Source organism: uncultured Ruthenibacterium sp., from assembly GCF_963558415.1.
In the GTDB taxonomy this organism is placed as follows: Bacteria; Bacillota; Clostridia; order Oscillospirales; family Ruminococcaceae; genus Ruthenibacterium.
In genome coordinates, this window is record NZ_CAUWGY010000125.1 from 1 (window position 1) to 4,397 (window position 4,397).

The window sequence follows — 4,397 nt, forward strand, 5'->3', positions numbered from 1 at the left end:
AAGAGCCACATAAGATACTACAAGCCTGTGGTAATTATTTGTAACAGGGCAACATACAGCGCAGCAAATAATTTTGCTTCAATAATGAAGTCTTTGCCATCTACAGTAACAACCATATCTTCCATCGGTGCATCCATGATGATAGCCTCAATACGGCTATCATTTTGGTATTCCTCTAGCAGTCCGCTGATGTCTTGTTCTACGCCTTGTGGAACACCAGGATTTTCATTGCCTACCTCGCCACCACTTGTAAACGAAGGAACAAGCAGAAGATTTAGAACCGAGTTTCCCTGCTTTTCTAAAAGCTCCTGAAACGCTTCATCGCTACTTCCATTTAACATACCGCTGAAGTTTACAGCAAGACAGGAAGCAGCAATCGCCATTGCAAGGACGATAGAGAGAAGTTTTCCCATCTGGCGCTTGCCGGTCACTCCGGCCATCCGCAGAGCAGAGCGCATGGTCAGGCGGAGATTCTCCGTGGAGCGGCTATGTGCTTTCGTGGTGCTGTCACCTTTGTCCGATCTAATCAGTACGCCTTTATCTAACTCAAAAACGGAGCATTTACCTTGAATGAGAGAGATGTCGTGGGTCACAACGATGACCGTCCGCTCTTTGGCAATTGACGTCAGTAGTGCCCCAATCTCATGGGCGGTTTTGGCATCCAATGCAGCAGTAGGCTCATCGGCAATCAGCACCTGAGGATCTTTCATCAGTTCTCTGGCAATGGCTACGCGCTGCTTCTGTCCGCCTGACAGTGTGCGAACCTTCTGATCAGCCAGTTTTTCAATCCCCAACTTTTTTAAGAGCATACTCAGACGCTTTTCACTATCGTTTCGACTCAGATAGGTCGGAACCAAAATGTTCTCCCGAACAGTTAGTTCGTCAATCAAGTGGAACCCCTGGGCAATAAAGCCAAGTTCCGTTGCATAGAACTGGGAGCGATCCTGATCAGAAAGTTCTTTAAGGTTTCTGCCACAATAAAATGCTTCGCCTTCATACTGTCTATCCATGGAAGAAAGAATGCGGAGCAATGTTGTTTTTCCACTACCGGATGCGCCGATGATGTAGTTCATCCCTCCGCTAATGGAGAGTGACACATTTTTTAGCGCTACTTCGCCCCCAAATGTTTTGGTGATATTTTTTAATTCAAACATGGGTTATTCCTCGTTCCCTTTCTGTGCAATCTTCTCAATTTCATTCTTCATTGTGACACGCCAGTGGTTCTTGGGCATTGCGCCAACATAAGGCTCACTGACCACATTCCCTTCGCTGTCTACAAAGAAACTTTCCGGAAATGCCTGAATGCCCTTCAAACGACCTTCCAGAAGCACGCTGTCTGGGATCAGGGTAGGATACTCTACTCCTGCGGTTTTAATGATTTCCTTTGCTTTTTTCAGGCTGTCCTCATTGATCTCATTGGTATTTCCAACATCCATACAAACACTGATGATGTTGAAGCGAACACCGTCATCCTGAAATTCCTTTCTCAGTTCATTCAAAATGGGCATTTCCTCAATGCAATAGCTGCAAGTAGTTGTCCAAAGATTAACCATGGTCAAATCGTAATCTGCAAAAATATCCTTGGAAACAGCATTACCATCAAAATCCTGTGCGGAGAAATCGCCCAAAGAAACAGGCTTAGACTCATTCTGTTCTGATGTGGAGGACCCCTGCTGCGCCTCAGCGACGGTGGTTGAAGCTCCTCCGTTTGTGTCGGCGTTTGTGTTGGACTTTCCACAAGAAGCCAAACTAAGTGCCATCACCAGCAGCAAAAATACTGAAATCATTTTTTTCATCTTAAATACAATCCTTTCTTTGTTGTAGTGTAGTTACATTACATAAGGATTATAGCGCGGCTGGTATAAAATCCATATAAAGAGGACGCCGGAAGAAATTCTTCCGGCGTCCTCTCTCATTAGATATTTCCTTCGTAGTGCAATTCTGTCCTTTTCTTTATATATTACCATGAAATCCTACGATAAATGTACTGCCTTGAGGTTGATTATTTTTCACATAAATGTATCCATTATGCTTTTCTATAATACTTTTTACAATGGCTAGCCCAAGACCACTGCCACCCAGTTCTCGACTGCGAGACTTGTCCACACAGAAAAATGTGTCAAAAATATGAGACTTAGCCTCATCAGGAATACCGATACCGGTATCTGCAATAGTTACCTGAGCATCTGTTATTTCGATGAAAATGGAGCCGCAATCTACATTGTAGCGGATTGCATTGGAGATCAGATTAAAAAACGCTCGCTGCAACAAACTGTCATCGCCTAACGCTGTTCCTTGGCCAGAAATCGTAATTTCAATTTGTTTAGTAGCAGCATATTCTTCAAGTTCAAAGACCGTTTCTTCAAGCAAAGGTCTCAACTCTACTGGTTCCTTTTTTCCTATCCCTTGTTCGTTGGTAAATGTGAGCAGATCTTTTACCAGATTGGAAAGACGCTCTGTGCTTTCTCCAATACTTTGGAGCAAATTTGTATATTCCTCAGGATTTCGATCTGGCTTCATTTGAAATACATCCAACTGGGTTTGAATCGCAGCGAGAGGGGTACGTAATTCATGGGCAGCATTAGCAGAAAAATTTTTTTGTACCTGATAAGACAGATTGAGTTTCTCGGTCATATTTTGAAACGCCTGAGCCAACTTTGCAACTTCATCTTTTGTTTGTGGAATTGAGACACCCTCATCTAGATTGTGAATGTCAATATGTTGAACTCTCTCTGTAAGGTCTTCCAATGGCTTAAGTGTTCTGGAAGCAAACAGATAGGTTAAAGCAGAACCTATCGCAATAAGACATAACATAACCAACACGGTTGTTCCCCTAAATTGCCAGAGAGCTTCCGTGACTGCAACAGAGGGCTCCGATATTATTGCCGGCATACTTTCATCAACAGAGATCGCTGGCGTAGTAATGGTGGCCTGAACCAGCCCATTGGTTGAGTAAATAGTAGAGATTGCAAACGCCACACACATAACAGTTAAAATACATACTGAAATAGTAGTTAGTTTTAGCTTTAACGGGATACTTCTTTTCATATGCTTCCTTCCTCACGAATTACATACCCTTCGCCGATAATGTTGCAGATAGGATCATATCCCAACTGTGCTTTTAACTTCCGACGCAGGGAGGACATATGAACTCGAACTGAATTAGAAAAGGTGTCAGCATTACTGTCCCATACGTGTTCAATCAATTCTTCTAACTTGATTACTCGTCCTTTGTGCAGCAGCAGATACTCCAATAGGGCATTTTCTTTCGTAGTCAGAGAAACTGGATGCCCCGCTGCGGTTACGATTCTGGATGCGGTGTCAAAACAAAGAGACCCACTGGACAAAACAGTGTTTTCGATCACTGTTTTCCTACGTAGCAGTGAGCGCACACGAGCCTCTAACTCCGCAAAATGAAAAGGTTTAGTCAGGTAGTCGTTGGCTCCCAAATCCAGCCCTTTTACCTTGTCTTCAATCCCATCACGGGCAGACAGAATCAACACAGGAACATCCAAATTTTCCTTACGAAAATTTTCGAGCACAGAAAACCCATCTAGCTTGGGTAGATTCAGGTCCAGAATGATGAGATCATATCTTTCATAAAAGGCCTTTTCATCTGCACTCTCTCCATCTCCCGCTACATCAATAGCATATCCTTTCAAACGTAACCCTTCTGCAAGGGAGTTGCGCAGCTTTTCTTCATCTTCTACAATCAAAATTTTCATCGAACCACCTCGTTTCTACGTTGAGTGTATATAAAGAGCTATAAAATTCGTGTAAAGTTGAAATCATCTTTACTGTCTGGGCGAATCGATATTCACCCTTCAACTAAGTTTCTTCTTATTTATGATAGCATATATCTCTTTGCAAGAACAATCTAATTAGTATGAAATTTCTATATGTGATTTATTATTTGTGTTCGATAGAAAAAACATCGGATAAATCACCCTTGACAAATCTCTTTTCAAAAGAAAATCCTTATGAAGTACGCAACCGACAGCGGTTTCCCCAATCCTACATTTTTCATCGACGATGGCGTTTCCGGGGTGACGTTTGACCGTCCGGGCTGGAATGAAATGATATTCGGTATATCGCCATCAATGACGGCGTGGACAGCGACAAGGGCGACAATGATTTTACCCCTTTCCGTAATCTGTTCAATGACTTCTACGCCCGCGATACCAGCAAGAAAATCCGGGCTGTTATACGGGCCAAAGGAAACGCCGGGGAACACCTCTGCACTAATCCGCCCTACGGGTATATGAAAGACCCAGCAGACAAAAAGAAGTGGATCGTGGATGAGGAAGTCGCCGAGATTGTCAAACGGATTTTTGATCTGTGCATTGCGGGGAAAGGCCCCATGCAGATTGCCAAGCTGCTGACCGCCCAACACATCC

Annotated in this window: 4 protein-coding genes and 1 pseudogene; 1 reads left to right on the top strand and 4 read right to left on the bottom strand. The window is 43.4% G+C overall.

What is annotated here, in order from left to right:
- Nucleotides 1-17: 17 nt before the first annotated feature.
- The 4 genes from AB5H98_RS12760 to AB5H98_RS12775 form a co-directional block, all read right to left on the bottom strand.
- Complete coding sequence (locus AB5H98_RS12760) at nucleotides 18-1,154, bottom strand: ABC transporter ATP-binding protein (RefSeq protein ID WP_367926275.1); 1,137 nt, start codon at nucleotides 1,152-1,154, stop codon at nucleotides 18-20.
- A 3-nt stretch (nucleotides 1,155-1,157) separates the two neighbouring features.
- Nucleotides 1,158-1,796: a TlpA disulfide reductase family protein gene (locus tag AB5H98_RS12765; protein ID WP_183776621.1), complete on the bottom strand. Its 639-nt coding sequence runs from the start codon at nucleotides 1,794-1,796 to the stop codon at nucleotides 1,158-1,160.
- Between the two features lie 157 nt (nucleotides 1,797-1,953).
- Nucleotides 1,954-3,048 carry a sensor histidine kinase gene (locus tag AB5H98_RS12770; protein WP_367926276.1) on the bottom strand — a complete coding sequence of 365 codons (1,095 nt, stop codon included), beginning with the start codon at nucleotides 3,046-3,048 and terminating at the stop codon, nucleotides 1,954-1,956.
- Nucleotides 3,045-3,725 (bottom strand): response regulator transcription factor, encoded by a 681-nt coding sequence (locus AB5H98_RS12775; protein WP_367926277.1) that lies wholly within the window; start codon nucleotides 3,723-3,725, stop codon nucleotides 3,045-3,047. The genes AB5H98_RS12770 and AB5H98_RS12775 overlap by 4 nt, the downstream gene beginning before the upstream one ends.
- A 255-nt stretch (nucleotides 3,726-3,980) precedes the next feature.
- Between AB5H98_RS12775 and AB5H98_RS12780 the strand changes: the two are divergent.
- Nucleotides 3,981-4,397 (top strand): annotated as a pseudogene (locus AB5H98_RS12780) (recombinase family protein); the annotation flags it as partial.